A 14,550-nucleotide genomic window follows, 5' to 3' on the forward strand; every position below is an offset into this window, starting at 1 on the left:
TAGGTGAAATTCGTTATCATTGCCCGTGACATCCATGATAATTTTTAGCTAGACTGATTCATTGCCATAAACATCACGAAATTTAAATTGTGGCACTTGGTTCGCTTCATCAACCCAAAAATTGTCTATTGGTTTTTTGAAATAAAGTCGACTCAAACTAACCACATCAGTACGTGGTGTTGTGTCTATTTTGACTTGTGGAGTCGCTTCCCTAGTTATAGTGCTACCAGAATCAGGAAAATAATATTTTTTAGACTGATAATCAGCGCCCACTATTCTCCTAGCCTGATATTTCCCCCACAGAAACCAAAGATAAAGATGACTATCTGTTGTGTGATGAGTAAACCTTCGGTAATCATATCTAAAAGTGTCGTTATCGTTTTATAGTATTTTTAATATCAACATCATGAATAGAAAATTGATAATTATCAGTGGCATAGATGTAGTGATTATCTTGAGGGTTTTTTTATTTTTCTAAAATGCAAACGGAACTATACTAGGAATAGTTCCATGAAAATATAATATTATTTAATGAGATAAAATGTACGCCCAATACGACGAACGGGATTCAATTAAAAAACGACAACGACATTCTATAATTAATATTGACATATATAAATATTAGACTACGCATTAAAACATTTCCAATAAAATAATAAAAATAAATATTTCATTAATTAAGTTTATATAAATAAAAGATGGAAATCCTCGTGGAAATAATAACAAATTATTTTTATTGAACTCTTTTTTATAAGACTATTTTATGATGTGAGTTTATTTAAATAATTTTATTGTCTATTTGAAGGTAAGCGCCAGCGAATAACCACCTTGCTTTTTGCTCTTTTCCAGATCCGGCACTGGCCTGTGCCCCGCGGGCGGGCTGAACAGCCATGCTTCCTGCCGGGCATTGGAGACAGTTTGATGGTTGTCCTGGAAGTTTTTTTCACATTCTCAGCAGGCGTATTTTGGGCGAATGTTGGGTTCGGTCAATTATTGTTGTGTGGTCAGTATGGCAAATTCACGCAATCCTATTTCATTAATCGTGCCTTGTCATCGGGTGATTGGACATGATGGTAAATTGGTCGGCTATACCGGTGGGCTGGCGATCAAAAGGTGGTTACTGGCTCATGAAAAGAGCAGAAAAGTAAACAGAAGTAAAATAAAACGCTAATTTATTTGTGAAACCACCATTGACGTATAAAATCAATCAATGTAATTAAACAAAAAGTCTGTTTTTTTACATTCGGTTATATGTTTCGTGATCTATGTTGCAGACAGTGGACTATATTATTTGCTGTACTGTACGTCGTGACGCTGAGTTCGTGTCTTGTTTATTAAAGGTAAGTTTTAATGTCAAAAATTAAAGGTAACGTTAAGTGGTTTAATGAATCCAAAGGGTTCGGTTTTATCACTCCGGAAGATGGTAGTAAGGATGTTTTTGTACACTTTTCAGCCATTCAGTCTAACGGATTTAAGACTCTGGCCGAAGGCCAAAAAGTAGAGTTTGAAATTACTGAGGGTGCGAAAGGTCCATCTGCTGCAAACGTTGTCGCAATCTAATTTCGAATCCCATATTTTGAAAACCCGTTTTGATAACGGGTTTTTTTATCTTATGGGTTTTTAGAGGGTTATCAGATCATTACAGTTTGTTCATGAGTGCAAAAGCCAATGTTGTCATCAACAATGAACCAATCACATTCATCAAGAGACTGGCTAGCGCCCAACCTATTTTTCCTGCCTGTAAGAGATAAACCACTTCGACAGAAAAAGTGGAAAAGGTGGTTAACCCTCCGCAAAAACCTGTCGTTAGCATTAGCTTCCAAACCGGATCGAGGTGTGTGGCTTTGTTAAAGTAGGCCAAACCTAACCCAATGATAAATGCGCCAATACAATTAGCCGCCAGTGTACCAACGGCAATGGGGGAGGAAGGACTGTTCAGGCGGAGGCTGATGAGCCAGCGCAGTACGCTCCCCAGACCACCACCAATAAATACAGCAAACACAATATTCATTATGATGGTGGAAACCACTTATTTGATTTCGATGCCCTTGGCCTGCAAGTCAGCATGGTAAGAAGAGCGAACAAACGGGCCACAGGCAGCATGAGTAAAGCCCATCTCTAACGCGGCTTCTTTCATTTCATCAAATTCAGCGGGGCTGACATAACGCTGCACCGGTAAGTGATGGCGGCTTGGTTGTAAATATTGCCCCAAAGTCAGCATGGTGACACCGTGTCTGCGTAAATCGCGCATCACCTCTAAAATTTCTTCGTTGGTTTCGCCTAATCCCACCATTAAGCCTGATTTAGTTGGGATATCTGGATGCGCTGCCTTGAATTTTTCCAATAGTTTCAACGACCAGTCATAGTTAGCGCCCGGACGAACTTGACGATAAACCCGTGGCACGTTTTCCAAATTATGGTTGAACACATCAGGCGGGGTTGCAGTCAGAATTTCCAGGGCACGATCCATACGGCCGCGGAAATCCGGCACCAAAGTTTCGATCTTAATTGATGGGTTTTTTTCACGAATAGCTGCGATACAGTCAGCAAAATGCTGGGCACCACCATCACGCAAATCATCACGGTCAACAGAGGTGATAACGACATAACGCAGCTTCATATCCTGGATAGTCTGCGCGAGCTTGATAGGTTCATTGGCATCAGGTGCATTTGGGCGACCATGAGCGACGTCACAGAATGGACAGCGACGAGTACAGATGGCGCCGAGGATCATAAAAGTGGCGGTTCCGTGGTTAAAGCACTCCGCAAGGTTAGGGCAGGAGGCTTCTTCACAGACGGAATGCAACCCATTTTTGCGCATTGCCGCTTTGATACCCTGAATGCGGCTGGAATCCGCAGGAAGTTTGATTTTCATCCACTCAGGTTTACGCAAGAGTGCTTCACGTTCTGTGGCGATTGTTTTCACCGGGATCAAAGCCATCTTGTCTGCGTCGCGGTATTTGACACCACGTTCCATCTGAATTGGTTTACTCATAATCGTGCTGGTTCCAGTTATATTCTTCAGATTTTGACTTACTGCCTGGTGGTGATGAGAAAAATATCGAGGCAATAAGTCCATTCAAATTTTTTTGAAAAATGTTAAAAAATTATATCATCTTTCATTGATGAGTTGAAATCCCAAGATCTGACAGAATTTTTCCACCAGAACGGGTTGTACATCTTTAATCGTTACTCCGGTGACGAGGTCACTGAGTTGGATCATCTGCATGCCTGCATAACCACAAGGGTTGATGCGTAAAAATGGCTGTAAGTCCATTGCAATATTCAGTGCCAGACCATGGAAAGAGCATCCTTTGCGGATACGCAAACCAAGGGAGCATATTTTGTTACCTGCAACATAAACGCCTGGTGCATCCGGACGGGCATAGGCTTCCACACCAAAATGTGCCAGCGTTTCAATCACGGTATTTTCGATTGAAGTGACCAATTGACGCACCCCGATTTTTGCCCGTTTCAAGTCAATCAAAACATACATGACCTGCTGTCCGGGACCATGATAAGTGACTTGTCCTCCCCTGTCTGACTGGACAACAGGGATATCACCAGGTGCAAGTATATGCTCAGTTTTGCCGGCCTGACCTTGCGTAAAGACTTTTTCGTGTTGGACAAGCCAGATTTCATCCGGTGTTTCTGCCGTACGTTGTTCGGTGAATTGGTGCATGGCATCAGAAACCGGTTCGTAGGGCTGAATACCTAACTGGCGTAAAATAACGGTGTTATGTTGCAATGGAAATTTCATCATTCGTTAACAAAAGTGCCCGTCAGTATAACGCTGTAAGAGGATTCCCACCAGTTTGAGAATGACTTAATGTAATAATATTGTTCATTAGAAGAATATATTTTTATTTTATATTATCATGGTTATATATTTTGGTAATTTTCTCTTTAATCTCCTTTTTGAGCTAACAGATGGTCAAAAAAAACCAACTTCTCATTGTTGGGCATCTTTGTAGTTTTCTGGTGCTCCTTTATAGCCTCTCAATGTTGCTGCCTTTTTCTGTGGCTTTGTTTTATCAAGAAAAAAGTGTTTTTGCTTTTTTTGAAACATTTGTCATTGGCTTGGTTACCGGCGGAGTAGGCTGGTACTTTACCCGTAAAACTAAGGCGCAGCCCAGTACGCAAGATGGATTTCTTATCATTGTACTCTTCTGGTTGCTCTTTTCGTTGCTCAGTGCCTTGCCTTTTTTGCTCGACAATAGCTTAAATATCAATCTGGTGGATGCGATGTTCGAAGGAATATCTGGCATCACGACCACCGGTGCCACGGTATTGAATGATGTTTCAGCCCTGCCCAAATCCATGCTCTATTACCGTGCCCAGCTCAATTTTATCGGCGGCTTAGGTGTCATCGTCCTGGCTGTTGCTATTTTGCCTTTACTGGGAATTGGTGGCGCCAAACTGTATCAATCAGAAATGCCCGGCCCTTTTAAAGAAGAACGCTTGACGCCACGGCTTGCAGACAGTGCTAAGAGCCTATGGGTTGTGTATTTGTTGCTGGGAGGGATTTGTTCAGTCAGCTTCTGGGCGGCAGGTATGTCGTGGTTTGATGCTATCTGCCATGGGATCTCAACGGTTTCCTTGGGGGGATTTTCTACCCGTAATGAAAGCCTGGGTTATTACGACAGCGCCGCCATTGAAATGGTGGGGGGGGTTTTTTCGGTCCTGTCAGCGGTCAACTTTACGCTCTATTTTATCGCCTTGACGCGCAGGAGCTTAAAACCACTACTAAAAAATGCTGAACTGCAATTTTTCTTGCTGGTATTGGCGGCGATCGTTGCCATTATCTGGCTGGAATTATACCGTTCCGGCATGTATGGCGTGAAAGAAGCCTTTGTTCATGGCTTTTTCATGACCAGTTCCATGATGACGGATAATGGCTTGGCGACTTCTGATTATGCCCAGTGGCCTCCCCATACGATATTATTGTTGCTTGCTGTCAGTTTTTTTGGTGGCTGCGTGGGATCAACGTGTGGAGGCATAAAAGCCCTCCGTTTTATGATCCTGGCAAAACAGAGCTTCAGTGAAATTAACCAGCTCATTCATCCAAATGCCATCTCAACGATTAAAATTGGTCAATCTGCGGTTCAGGAAAGAGTGCTGCGTTCTGTCTGGGGGTTCTTCTTCCTCTATGTCTTTTTTAGTTGTTTCTTTGTCTGGGCTTTGAACTTGCTCGGTTATGATTTGGTCACTTCATTTGCGACTACTGCCGCATGCATCAATAATATGGGGATAGGATATGGCACGACGGCGCAAGGCTTCGGAGATCTTGATCCCATAGCAAAATGGATGATGTGTGCGGCCATGTTGTTGGGACGGTTGGAAATTTACCCAATACTGATTTTATGTTCAAAAGCGTTTTGGCGTTTTTGAGCAGCCTTTAGCCATAAATAAGTTGATATGTGCCAATATATTTAAAAGGTTATCATGTACTGCTGCCTGTACCGGATGGCAGTACATGGTGTTTTGCAAAATCGCGTAAGCCTTTTTAACAGTACGATTGCACCATCACAGCACTACGCGAACCAACTCCAGCTTACCTAACTCTTCATACAAGGTTTCAACTTGCTCAATATGGGTCGCATTGATGGTAATGGAGACAGAATGGTAATTGCCTTTGCTGCTTGGTTTCACGATTGGGGAGTAATCGCCCGGTGCATGGCGCTGAACGACTTCAATTACTTGATCCAGCAGCTCAGGTTGAGCTAATCCCATCACTTTGTAGGTGAATGAGCAAGGGAACTCAAGCAGTTCATTTAATTTCGTTTTCATGGGCGCTCCTAAAAGAGATTTGCCACGGCATAGTGATTGATCTACCGTGGCGTGATAATTTTATAACGATATGTCATTAATATAAGGCTCAATAATCGCCTTTCAAGGGATTAACCGAACCAATGATGGAACATCAGTCGGATATAGTCGATTAGGCGGCTAAAGAAACCACCCTCTTTGACTTCCTGCATCACGACTAATGGGCGTTGTTCAATGGTTTTACCATCAAGCTGGAAGTTGATGGTTCCAACAACTTGATTTTTGGCGAGTGGTGCATGCAGTTCGGTATTGTCCAATACATAGCTGGCTTTCAGGTCTTTCAAACGACCACGAGGGATAGTCAGGTAAACATCTTGTTCAACGCCCAGTTGGACCTTATCCGTATCACCAAACCAGATTGGCTCTGACGCAAATTCCTTACCGACTTGCAGTGGTGAAACGGTTTCGAAGAAACGGAAGCCCCACGTCAGCAGTTTTTTGCTGTCGGTTTCACGTCCTCTGGAGGTTGGGCTGCCCATCACAGCCGAAATCAGGCGCATATTGCCTTCGGTAGCCGAAGCAACCAGGTTATATCCTGCGCCGCTGGTGTGGCCTGTTTTAATACCGTCAACACTCAGGCTCTTATCCCACAGCAAACCATTGCGATTAGGCTGGTGGATGTTGTTGTAAGTAAAATCTTTTTCTTTGTAGATAGCGTATTCATCCGGCACATCGCGGATTAAGGCTCGACCAATCAATGCCATATCATGGGCGGAGCTGTATTGCCCGTTGGCATCCAGACCGTGAACGGTTTGAAAATGTGTATTTTTCAGCCCCAAACTTTGCACATATTGATTCATCAAACTGACGAATGCATCTTGGCTGCCTGCCACATAGTCTGCCATCGCGACACACGCATCGTTGCCCGATTGCAGGTTGATACCACGGGAGAGCATAGCGACAGAAACCTGATCACCCGGTTTTAAAAACATCAGGGACGAACCTTTAAATATCGGATTACCCGTTGCCCAGGCATCTTTACCGACAGTCACGATATCATCCGGTTTGATTTTGCCTGATTTGATGGCCTGGCCAATGACATAGCTGGTCATCATTTTGGTCAGACTTGCGGGATCGCGGCGGACATCTGCACTCTTTTCGGCCAATACCTTTCCTGAGTTGTAATCAATCAGAATATAGGCCTCTGAATCCAGTTCTGGCACGCCTGGGATCATGGTTTTGAAATTATCATCCGCGTTGGCAGATACGGAAACACTGGCAGCGAGGGCAATGCCTAACGTGGCATTTTTAATAAGACGGGAAGTAACGATGTATTTCATGATTGATTAGATAACATCCGTGAGAGAAGGATTGATAATAAGTGACATAATAACAAATGAAAAAAAAGCTGACATTAAACAAAATTGATGCCGCCGATTTTATCTGCCTGCTGACAGGAAAATATCAGCAGGCGGTGATGCTATTTATCGCCATTCGGATTCAGGGTTCAGGGTTCAGGGCGCAACAATAAACGAGGATTGATGCATCTGATCCGTCAATTTTTTTTGTAGCTCCAGCGCTTGCTGGCGGCTATTGAATGGCCCCAGTTGGACGCGAAAGACGTTACCAAATTGGATAATACGCCCTTGGACATCAAAGCGCTGGCTCAACGATTGTTGCCAGTCTTTGGCTTTTTGTTCAGTACTGACTGCGCCGACTTGCACCATAAAACCGCTTGCTGATTCTGGCGCTGAAGGGGTTGCCACCGACGGAGGAGTAACCGATTGGCCGGCTGTATTTTCAGCCGGCGCTTGCTCTGTTGCTAACGGCTGCACAGTCTTTTTGTCAGCAGGATCATCTGTCACCGCAGGCGGCGTTGATGACGGGGAACCCAGATTAGGCCTTTCAGGTAAAGCAAAGCTCTGCTTAACGAACGTCGATCCTGCAGTGCCTAAACCGGAAAGTGAGCCATCAGGTGAAACGAGGATACCATCCAATTTCACTTTGCTCTGTGGCATTAAATTGAGCCGTTCTGCTGCGGCACGAGATAATTCAATGATTTTTCCCGGCTTATTGTAAGGACCGCGATCATTGATCCTGACAATCATCATGCGCCCATTGCTTAAGTTGGTCACACGAACATAACTGGGAATCGGTAACGTCGGATGTGCTGCCTCTAACGCATAGGGGCTGGCCCGTTCACCAATTGCCGTCAGTTTTCCATTGGACCCTTCACCGAACCAACTGGCATAACCGGTTTGGGTAAAATGAGCCGGATCTTGCACGATGTGATAGGTTTGCCCATCCCGTTGATAATCTCGATTAGCGCTTGGATGGTAAGGCTCATAGAGAGGCTCAGCACCCAAAACATCACGAGTCGGAACTGCGGGAAGGGAAGATGTCTGATCGCTACCGGTTAGGTTACAGCCTGATAGTAGTACTGTAACGATGCTAAGTATAAGCCACTGTTGACGCATGAAACTTCTTCCTCATAGACTTTTGGACAATAACTTACGATGTGTATGTATCGACATGATAATGCCGAACCCCGCCATCAGGACAATCAATGCCGATCCCCCATAACTAATCAACGGCAGGGGGACACCGACTACCGGCAGGATACCGCTTACCATGCCGATATTGACAAAGATATAGACAAAGAAAATCAGTATTAATCCTCCGACCATGACCCGGCCAAAGGTGTTTTGCGCTTGGGTGGCTATAAACAAACCACGTATAATGACGAGCAAATAAAGTCCGAGCAAAACCAAAACGCCAATTAACCCTAACTCTTCAGATAAAACGGCGAAAATAAAGTCGGTATGTCGCTCCGGCAGGAATTCCAGTTGCGATTGAGTGCCTTGTAGCCAGCCTTTTCCAAATATTCCCCCTGAGCCAATCGCAATTTTGGATTGGATGATATGGTAGCCTTTGCCCAATGGATCACTTTCCGGGTCTAATAGCATCATAACGCGGGCGCGTTGGTAATCATGCATCAGGAAGAACCACAATATTGGGATGAAACAGGCAAGCAGTAAAACGGCAACGCCAATTAACTTCCAATTCATTCCCGCCAAAAAGAGGATGAATATCCCAGAGGCCGCAATCAGTATAGAGGTGCCTAAATCGGGTTGCGCTGCGACCAGCAGAGTAGGAACAAAGGTCAAGACCAGTGCAATGCCCGTATTTTTCAGCGAAGGTGGACACAGATCTCGATTCATAAAGCGAGCCACCATCAAAGGCACAGCGATTTTGGCAATTTCTGATGGCTGAAAGCGCACAATGCCCAGATCCAGCCAGCGCTGCGCCCCCTTACTAATCTGCCCAAAAACATCAACGAAGATGAGCAAAATGACACAGGCAATATAAAGATAAGGCGCCCAATTTTCGTATATGCGTGGAGGAATTTGAGCTAAGGCAATCATCACGATAAGCCCCATGATGACCTGGCCTATTTTTCGCTCCATCATGTCGATATCTTGCCCACTGGCGCTCCACATAATAAACAGGCTGTAGATCAGCAATGCCAAAACGCACAGCAGTAGCGGAATATCGATATGTAGTCGGGTCCAAAAAGGAACCTTGTTTGATGAGTCTGTCATAGTGTTACTCAATTAGTTTCTGCTCTGAGTAGCGGGTGTCTTGGTCGTACTGACCCCTGTTTTAGCAGCGGTGCCGGCAGGAGCGGTATTTTGGTTATTCCTGAGTAAAATATGATCCAGAATTTGGCGAACGATAGTGCCAACCGGCGGCCCAGAGCCACCATTTTCAAGAATGATGGAAACGGCAACCTTCGGGTTGTCATAAGGGGCAAAGGCAATCATCAGCTTATGGTCGCGCAAATGTTCAGCAAGTTTACTGGCATTGTAGGTTTCATAACTGAAAACCTGGGCAGTACCTGATTTGACGGCTGCTTTATAGGGTGTACCCGCAAAGAACCTCCGTGCTGTGCCATTTGGGGCATTGGCAACCCCAAGCATGCCATCTTTAGCAATTTCCCAATACCCAGAATGAATGTCCCCAATAGGTTCACTGACCGGCGGTTGGTAAGGCTGCATTTCGCCATTGACGCGAGTATTCATCAAGAAATGAGGCGTTTTTACTTCACCATCGTTAATTAAGATCATTAAGGCTTTTACCATCTGCATCGGCGTTGCCGTCCAATATCCTTGGCCGATACCAACGGAAATGGTATCGCCTTGATACCACGGCTTTTTATAGCGTTTGAGTTTCCATTCACGGGTCGGCATATTACCGGGGTTTTCTTCCTTCAAATCAATGCCTGTAAATTGACCATAACCAAATTTTGTCATCCATTCAGACAACTTATCGATACCCATATCATAGGCGACTTGATAGAAAAAGGTATCCGCTGATTCGACAATCGATTTATGTACATTGAGTTTGCCATGTCCCCAACGCCGCCAATCACGGTAACGTTTTTCTGATCCGGGCAGCACCCACCAACCAGGATCATTGATGGTGGTGTTCTTTGTAATGACATCACTCGTGAGGGCTGCAACGGCAATAAACGGCTTCACTGTCGATGCGGGTGGATAAGCACCTTGTGTGGCACGGTTAATTAAGGGGCGATCGGGATCATTGAGCAGAGACTTATAGTCCTGGCTCGAAATACCATCGACAAACAGATTCGGATCATAGCTTGGGTTGGACACCATAGCCAAAACTTCCCCTGTCCGGGGATCGGTAACCACAACACCCGCACGGCTAGTCGTCAGTATCTCTTCAATATAGGTTTGTAGTTCTAAGTCGATTGACAGGTAAATGTCTTTGCCGGCCTGTGGCGGCTGTTCGTGTAGTTGGCGGATAACTTTACCACGGTTGTTGACTTCGACTTCTTCATAACCGGGTTTGCCATGCAAGATGGATTCATAATAGCGTTCAATACCCAATTTACCGATATCATGGGTGGCTGAATAGTCTGCAAAAATGCCTTCTTTTTCTAATCGTTCTACATCTTTATCGTTGATTTTGGCAACGTAGCCGATCACATGGGTGAGAGCGGAGCCATACGGGTAATAGCGGCGTTGGTAACCCTTGATTTCCAGCCCGGTAAAGCGATATTGATTGACGGAGAACCGCGCAACCTGGACGGGGTTCAATGAGGTTTTTAGCGCAATAGGCGCAAAACGGCGTGCGCGTTGACGCTCTTTTTTGAAGTTTTCAATATCTTCATCAGTCAGCCCAACGACGGAGCGTAACTCATTTAATGTCTTATCAAGGTCTGCAACTTTTTGTGGCACGATCTCTAACTGATAAATGGTTCGATTAGTTGCCAGTGGTGTACCATTGCGATCATAAATAATGCCCCTGCTTGGGGCTATGGGAACGAGCTTAATGCGATTCCCGTTTGAACGGGTCTGGTAATCTTCGTGGCGTGTGATCTGGAGATGATAGAGATTGGCAATGAGGATGCCTGTCAAAATAATAATGCCTATAAACGCCACGAATGCGCGGCGTATAAATAAGGCCAATTCAGCCGAATGATCGCGAAAAGGGGTTCGTTGATTCTTCATCCCATTGCCAGAATTCACAGTGTCAGATTACCCAATTTATTCCCGATGATAAGGGTGGTTAGTCGTGATGCTCCATGCTCGATAAAGGCTCTCAGCAACCAGAACCCGTACAAGAGGATGTGGCATAGTTAAAGGAGAAAGTGACCAGCTTTGTTCCGCGGCTGCTTTGCAGGCAGGGGCTAAACCTTCAGGGCCACCAATTAACAAACTGACATTTCTGCCATCCAGCTTCCAACGTTCAAGCTGTTGTGCCAATTGCGGCGTATCCCAACGAGAGCCAGGAATATCCAGGGTCACAATACGGTTGCCTTTACCCACCGCGGCCAGCATTTGTTCGCCTTCTTTTTCCAGAATGCGCTTGATATCCGCATTTTTGCCCCGTTTCCCCGCTGGAATTTCAATAAGCTCAAAAGGCATATCCTTGGGAAAACGATTCAAATAATCTATGAAGCCGGTCTGTACCCAGTCCGGCATTTTTGTTCCTACAGCGACCAATTGTAACTTCAAACTCAGCTCCAGAGTTTTTCCAGTTCATACATACGGCGGCTGTCTTCTTGCATAACATGAACCATGATTTCGCCGAGATCGATGACTACCCAGTCTGAAATGCCTTGTCCTTCAACACCGAGAGGCATGATACCGGCTTGGCGGCAGTCATCCACGAGATTATCGGCTACAGACATCAGGTGGCGGCTTGATGTGCCGGTACAGATAACCATGCAGTCAGTAATGCTGGATTTTCCACGGACATCTATAGAAACAATATCTTGAGCTTTGGAATCTTCAAGTTTATCAATAACAAATTGTTGTAGTTCTGTGCCTTGCAAAAGGATCACCTTTATTTCATAAAATGGGTTGAGTAATGCAGAATAATAACATGCCAATCTCCATAAAAGTAAGCGAGTTAGCTGCAAATCACTGCATGGTTCCGCTATTTCTTATATAGCCCCTGTGAATCGATATAATTTTGTATTGATGGAGGCAGCAAATCATCGCAATTACCCCCTTGCTGGTGACGTTGGCGAATATCCGTTGCTGAAATGTTTAATAACGGAGTGGCTGCCAGATAAATACAACCGTGTGGTTTTTGGCTCAATAGGAATGGAGAGTCAATTTGATGCTTTTCAAGCCATGACTGCATGCCTGGCGCCGAAAGTTGGCTTTGATAACCCGGACGGGAGCAGACCAACAGATGGCAAATATCGAGCAACGCTTCCCACTTATACCAGGTATGGATAGTTTGCAATGAATCCTGCCCAATGATAAACGCCAATGGGTGTTGCTCACCCATTTCCTGACGAAAAGATTTCAGGGTTTCGACAGTGTAAGAGGGTGATTGCCGTTCCAGTTCGCGGGTATCTACGGTAAACAGAGGGTTATCCCGCACCACCAGACGAACCATTTCCAGCCGTTGCTGAGCCGTTGCCTCAGGTTGAGGGCGATGCGGAGGAACGTGATTCGGTAATAAGATCACCTGCTTGAGTCCCACTAATTGAGCCAAGGCTTCCACAGGCCGCAAATGACCATAATGAATGGGATCGAATGTGCCACCGAATAGCGCCTGAATAACCGGAGAATTCCCATTGGTTGCAGAATTAAGGGTATCGACTTTAGCCGTATTCATTGAATCAATACTGATTGGGTTAATAGAGTCAAGCATTCAGGAAACTCTCTGGTAATGGTTTTCCGCATAACAACATGGAGAGCGTTTCCAGGTCAGACCAAATGGATTGGCTATAATCCTGTTTGACACGCAGTTCTATCTGGGTCAACAAATGTATGGCAGATTGCAGTTCTCTCTGCGATAGACGCTGTAAAGCGGTTGACAGCAATGCCCTGCGATTTTGCCAAACTTTATGTTGATCAAACAACGCTTTCAAAGGAACAGTCGTATATTGACGCTTAAGTACCAAAAGCAGCATGAGTTCTCTCTGTATAGTACGAAGCAAAATAACCGTCTCAATATCTTCGTGCCGAAGCTGTTTCAATATATGCCATGCCCGCTTTATTTTGCCTGCCAGTAAAGCATCAACCCAATGGTAGGGGGAAAAGTGAGCCGCATCGTTGACGGCTTCTTCTACACGAGGAAGTGTCAGTCGATTATCAGGATAGAGCAGGGAAAGACGTTCCAGCGCCTGGGACAATGCCAATAAGTTTCCTTCATAGCAATAGCACAGTAGTTGGTTGGCTTCATTTTCCAGTATTAGCCCCAGGTTTTTGGCTCTTTGTGCCACCCATTGCGGCAGGCGATTTTGCTCAGGGGTCAAGCAACTGACGTATATCCCATTTTGTCCAATGACTTTGAACCACGGGCTATTTTCTTGTGCTTTGGTGAGCTTGTGTCCACGCAATATCAGCAAGATATCTGAATGCAACAACCCCGATAGTTTGGTCAGTCGCTCTGCCATAGCGGCATTGGGGCCATTTTCTGGAAGTAGCAGGGTGAGAGACTGGCGGCTGGCAAACAGGCTAAGTGACTGACACAGGCTGAATATTTCATCCCAATCGGTATGGTTATCCAATGAGAAAGTGAAATGTTCCATAAAGCCATGTTGTTCAGCCACTTTACGGATGCTGTCCTGACTTTCCTGCAATAATAATGGCTCGTTGCCCCACAACAGATAGTTGCCTCGCAGCCCTTCATTGAGCTGCGAGAGAAGTTGTTCAGGATACAGTCGGATCATTGCTTCTGTGTAGCCGCAGCTTTCTGTTTTGCTTGCGCTTTCAGGAGTTCTGCACTATGAACAGTCAGCAATTGGCGCATAAGCTGACGGGCCGCTTGTTCACGCATTTCTTGTTGAACCAGCTCATTTTCCGCATCCTTCGCCAATGCTTCCAATGGGTTATCAAAGAACGAACGATCAACCCTTGCCTGCAATGGATAGGTGCTGCCATCCGGCATCAGAATTTGAGCATCAACATTCAGAACCAACTGACGTTCAGCCGATTTACCATCCTGAAAGATAGAAACTGTCTCTTTGTTTTCACTGGAGCCAACAAGTTTCAGGATCGGTATTGAAGCATTACCATTTTCAACAATTTTGACATCGTTTAACCGAAGTTGCTGACGTACTGCCCGTGCCAGCGGCCCATAAGGGTCTCCAGAACTTAATTGCAATGTTTGCAGCTCCTTGGGTACTTGGGTTGTGCCCCGAAGATGGAAACCACAGCCAGCGGTGACCAGCACCGCTAACCCAAGTAACAACGTGAAAATAGCGTGTCGTAGATTATTTTCTACCACAAA

The 14,550-nt window shown here is 45.2% G+C and carries 17 protein-coding genes and 1 pseudogene; 4 read left to right on the forward strand and 14 right to left on the reverse strand.

The window, feature by feature from the left end; genetic code table 11:
• Positions 1-48: 48 nt before the first annotated feature.
• Positions 49-273: a hypothetical protein gene (locus Xkoz_RS14915; RefSeq protein WP_099141511.1), complete on the reverse strand. Its 225-nt coding sequence runs from the start codon at positions 271-273 to the stop codon at positions 49-51.
• A 703-nt stretch (positions 274-976) separates the two neighbouring features.
• On the opposite strand from Xkoz_RS14915, the pseudogene Xkoz_RS14920 reads away from it, so the two are divergent.
• Together Xkoz_RS14920 and cspE are read left to right on the forward strand one after the other, a co-directional pair.
• Positions 977-1,171, forward strand: a pseudogene (locus tag Xkoz_RS14920) (methylated-DNA--[protein]-cysteine S-methyltransferase); the annotation flags it as partial.
• 179 nt (positions 1,172-1,350) lie between these two features.
• On the forward strand, positions 1,351-1,560 hold the full coding sequence (gene cspE / locus Xkoz_RS14925; protein WP_045969514.1) for a transcription antiterminator/RNA stability regulator CspE: 210 nt from the start codon (positions 1,351-1,353) through the stop codon (positions 1,558-1,560).
• Between the two features lie 79 nt (positions 1,561-1,639).
• Here cspE and crcB read toward each other — a convergent pair whose 3' ends face one another.
• The 3 genes from crcB to lipB all read right to left on the reverse strand — a co-directional run bounded on the left by crcB (position 1,640) and on the right by lipB (position 3,760).
• Positions 1,640-2,014, reverse strand: a complete 375-nt coding sequence (gene crcB / locus Xkoz_RS14930) for a fluoride efflux transporter CrcB (protein WP_099141547.1) — start codon at positions 2,012-2,014, stop codon at positions 1,640-1,642.
• Between the two features lie 15 nt (positions 2,015-2,029).
• A complete protein-coding gene (gene lipA, locus Xkoz_RS14935) occupies positions 2,030-2,995 on the reverse strand; it encodes a lipoyl synthase (RefSeq protein ID WP_099141512.1) in 966 nt (321 codons plus the stop codon).
• Between the two features lie 117 nt (positions 2,996-3,112).
• Positions 3,113-3,760 carry a lipoyl(octanoyl) transferase LipB gene (gene lipB, locus Xkoz_RS14940; protein ID WP_208615222.1) on the reverse strand — a complete coding sequence of 216 codons (648 nt, stop codon included), beginning with the start codon at positions 3,758-3,760 and terminating at the stop codon, positions 3,113-3,115.
• Positions 3,761-3,930: 170 nt separating this feature from the next.
• Between lipB and Xkoz_RS14945 the strand changes: the two genes are divergently transcribed.
• Positions 3,931-5,391 (forward strand): TrkH family potassium uptake protein, encoded by a 1,461-nt coding sequence (locus Xkoz_RS14945; RefSeq protein ID WP_099141513.1) that lies wholly within the window; start codon positions 3,931-3,933, stop codon positions 5,389-5,391.
• A gap of 135 nt (positions 5,392-5,526) precedes the next feature.
• Here the strand turns inward: Xkoz_RS14945 and ybeD are convergent, their stop codons facing one another.
• Both ybeD and dacA read right to left on the reverse strand, forming a co-directional pair.
• Complete coding sequence (gene ybeD, locus Xkoz_RS14950) at positions 5,527-5,790, reverse strand: DUF493 family protein YbeD (RefSeq protein WP_099141514.1); 264 nt, start codon at positions 5,788-5,790, stop codon at positions 5,527-5,529.
• 110 nt (positions 5,791-5,900) lie between these two features.
• Entirely contained in the window at positions 5,901-7,109 is a 1,209-nt protein-coding gene (dacA, locus tag Xkoz_RS14955) for a D-alanyl-D-alanine carboxypeptidase DacA (protein WP_099141515.1), read from the reverse strand.
• A 56-nt stretch (positions 7,110-7,165) separates the two neighbouring features.
• Here dacA and Xkoz_RS24105 point away from each other — a divergent pair, with 56 nt between their 5' ends.
• The gene (locus tag Xkoz_RS24105) at positions 7,166-7,300 is read left to right on the forward strand and encodes a hypothetical protein (protein WP_279627394.1); all 135 of its coding nucleotides are present in this window, start codon (positions 7,166-7,168) and stop codon (positions 7,298-7,300) included.
• On the opposite strand, the gene rlpA is transcribed toward Xkoz_RS24105, so the two are convergent.
• The 8 genes from rlpA to lptE all read right to left on the reverse strand — a co-directional run bounded on the left by rlpA (position 7,284) and on the right by lptE (position 14,547).
• Entirely contained in the window at positions 7,284-8,246 is a 963-nt protein-coding gene (gene rlpA, locus Xkoz_RS14960; RefSeq protein ID WP_099141516.1) for an endolytic peptidoglycan transglycosylase RlpA, read from the reverse strand. The genes Xkoz_RS24105 and rlpA overlap by 17 nt on opposite strands.
• 12 nt (positions 8,247-8,258) lie before the next feature.
• Positions 8,259-9,371 (reverse strand): peptidoglycan glycosyltransferase MrdB, encoded by a 1,113-nt coding sequence (gene mrdB, locus Xkoz_RS14965; protein ID WP_099141517.1) that lies wholly within the window; start codon positions 9,369-9,371, stop codon positions 8,259-8,261.
• A 12-nt stretch (positions 9,372-9,383) separates the two neighbouring features.
• The gene (gene mrdA / locus Xkoz_RS14970) at positions 9,384-11,306 is read right to left on the reverse strand and encodes a peptidoglycan DD-transpeptidase MrdA (RefSeq protein WP_099141518.1); all 1,923 of its coding nucleotides are present in this window, start codon (positions 11,304-11,306) and stop codon (positions 9,384-9,386) included.
• Positions 11,307-11,342: 36 nt separating this feature from the next.
• Complete coding sequence (gene rlmH, locus Xkoz_RS14975; protein WP_099141519.1) at positions 11,343-11,813, reverse strand: 23S rRNA (pseudouridine(1915)-N(3))-methyltransferase RlmH; 471 nt, start codon at positions 11,811-11,813, stop codon at positions 11,343-11,345.
• A 2-nt stretch (positions 11,814-11,815) separates the two neighbouring features.
• Positions 11,816-12,142, reverse strand: a complete 327-nt coding sequence (gene rsfS, locus Xkoz_RS14980; RefSeq protein WP_099141549.1) for a ribosome silencing factor — start codon at positions 12,140-12,142, stop codon at positions 11,816-11,818.
• Positions 12,143-12,237: 95 nt separating this feature from the next.
• The gene (gene nadD / locus Xkoz_RS14985; RefSeq protein WP_244183426.1) at positions 12,238-12,930 is read right to left on the reverse strand and encodes a nicotinate-nucleotide adenylyltransferase; all 693 of its coding nucleotides are present in this window, start codon (positions 12,928-12,930) and stop codon (positions 12,238-12,240) included.
• A 28-nt stretch (positions 12,931-12,958) separates the two neighbouring features.
• Positions 12,959-13,990: a DNA polymerase III subunit delta gene (gene holA, locus Xkoz_RS14990; RefSeq protein ID WP_099141521.1), complete on the reverse strand. Its 1,032-nt coding sequence runs from the start codon at positions 13,988-13,990 to the stop codon at positions 12,959-12,961.
• Positions 13,987-14,547 carry an LPS assembly lipoprotein LptE gene (gene lptE / locus Xkoz_RS14995; RefSeq protein ID WP_244183423.1) on the reverse strand — a complete coding sequence of 187 codons (561 nt, stop codon included), beginning with the start codon at positions 14,545-14,547 and terminating at the stop codon, positions 13,987-13,989. Before lptE ends, holA begins: the two co-directional genes overlap by 4 nt.
• Between the last annotated feature and the right edge of the window lie 3 nt (positions 14,548-14,550).

The organism is Xenorhabdus kozodoii, from assembly GCF_002632875.1.
Classification (GTDB): domain Bacteria; phylum Pseudomonadota; class Gammaproteobacteria; order Enterobacterales; family Enterobacteriaceae; genus Xenorhabdus; species Xenorhabdus kozodoii.

What these genes read in the sequence shown, in the direction of transcription:
- cspE (WP_045969514.1), top strand. Translation starts at nt 1,351, where the DNA reads ATGTCAAAAATTAAAGGTAACGTTAAGTGGTTTAATGAATCCAAAGGG.
- lipA (WP_099141512.1), bottom strand. Translation starts at nt 2,995, where the DNA reads ATGAGTAAACCAATTCAGATGGAACGTGGTGTCAAATACCGCGACGCA.
- lipB (WP_208615222.1), bottom strand. Translation starts at nt 3,760, where the DNA reads ATGAAATTTCCATTGCAACATAACACCGTTATTTTACGCCAGTTAGGT.
- Xkoz_RS14945 (WP_099141513.1), top strand. Translation starts at nt 3,931, where the DNA reads ATGGTCAAAAAAAACCAACTTCTCATTGTTGGGCATCTTTGTAGTTTT.
- ybeD (WP_099141514.1), bottom strand. Translation starts at nt 5,790, where the DNA reads ATGAAAACGAAATTAAATGAACTGCTTGAGTTCCCTTGCTCATTCACC.
- dacA (WP_099141515.1), bottom strand. Translation starts at nt 7,109, where the DNA reads ATGAAATACATCGTTACTTCCCGTCTTATTAAAAATGCCACGTTAGGC.
- Xkoz_RS24105 (WP_279627394.1), top strand. Translation starts at nt 7,166, where the DNA reads ATGAAAAAAAAGCTGACATTAAACAAAATTGATGCCGCCGATTTTATC.
- rlpA (WP_099141516.1), bottom strand. Translation starts at nt 8,246, where the DNA reads ATGCGTCAACAGTGGCTTATACTTAGCATCGTTACAGTACTACTATCA.
- mrdB (WP_099141517.1), bottom strand. Translation starts at nt 9,371, where the DNA reads ATGACAGACTCATCAAACAAGGTTCCTTTTTGGACCCGACTACATATC.
- mrdA (WP_099141518.1), bottom strand. Translation starts at nt 11,306, where the DNA reads ATGAAGAATCAACGAACCCCTTTTCGCGATCATTCGGCTGAATTGGCC.
- nadD (WP_244183426.1), bottom strand. Translation starts at nt 12,930, where the DNA reads ATGAATACGGCTAAAGTCGATACCCTTAATTCTGCAACCAATGGGAAT.
- holA (WP_099141521.1), bottom strand. Translation starts at nt 13,990, where the DNA reads ATGATCCGACTGTATCCTGAACAACTTCTCTCGCAGCTCAATGAAGGG.